This is a genomic window from Kineococcus indalonis (assembly GCF_009906395.1).
GTDB lineage: Bacteria > Actinomycetota > Actinomycetes > Actinomycetales > Kineococcaceae > Kineococcus > Kineococcus indalonis.
In genome coordinates, this window is the sequence record NZ_JAAALM010000883.1 from 1 (window position 1) to 946 (window position 946).

Annotated in this window: 1 protein-coding gene; it reads right to left on the reverse strand. The window is 83.0% G+C overall.

Going from position 1 to position 946, the window contains the following annotated elements:
* Window positions 1-946, reverse strand: a 946-nt coding sequence (ssd, locus tag GTR00_RS21720; RefSeq protein ID WP_166613565.1) for a septum site-determining protein Ssd, incomplete at both ends; no start/stop codon positions are given.

Below are 946 nucleotides of genomic sequence, written 5' to 3' on the forward strand. Positions count from 1 at the left end.
GCCACCGACCCGGCCGCCCCGTCCGCCCAGCGGCCGGCGAAGGCGCGCACGGCGCTGCGCCGCCCGCCGGGCAGCCCCTCGCCGCGCTCCAGGGAGGCCTCCAGGTCGCGCTCGGGGCGCAGCACCGCGGCCAGCGGCGCGCCGACGACGTCGGCCAGGACGTCGGCGTCCGCGCCGGCGCCGACGTCGCGCAGCACCAGGCGCACCCGCGGGTCCGCCCCCGCGGCGAGCCGGCGCACCTCGTCGACGGTGCAGCAGGCGGCCGCGGCGGCGCGGGTGGTGGCCGGGGCGACGACGAGGACCTCCGCGCACGCGCCCAGCACGTCGGGCCCGAGCCGTTCCAGCTGCCCGCGCGGCAGGTCCACCACGGTGGTGGTGAACGCGGCGCGCGCGGCCCGCAGCACCGCGCTGAGCGCCTCGGGCGCCGGGGGCGGTCCGGGGCGGCGGTCGCCGGCCAGCAGGTGCAGGCCGTCCTCGAGGCGGACGGTGGAGCGCAGCACGTCCGGCCGCAACCGGCCGGAGACGCCGGCGAGGTCGCCCCAGCGCAGGCCGGGCAGCTGGTCGGCGCCCAGCAGCAGGTCCAGGCCGCCGGAGAGCGGGTCGGCGTCCAGGAGCAGGACGTCGCCGCCGGCGGTGGCGGCGGTGGCGAGCGCGGCCGCCAGGACGCTGGCCCCGCCGCCGCCGCAGCCGCCGACCACCCCCACCGCGCGGCCCTCGGGGCGCGGGCCGCCGGCCGCGTCGACGAGCCGGTCCAGCAGCCACGGCTCGGCCTCGGGCAGCAGCGCGGCGTGGTCGGCGTCGACCTCGGCGGCGTGGCGCCACCAGTCGGTGCCCACGGGGGCGCACCCGACGAGGACGACCTCGCCGGCGCCGCCGGCGCGCGCCCGCGCGACCTGCGCGGGGGTGGTGCCCTCCCCCACCAGCAGCAGGGGCGGGGCGCCGGTGG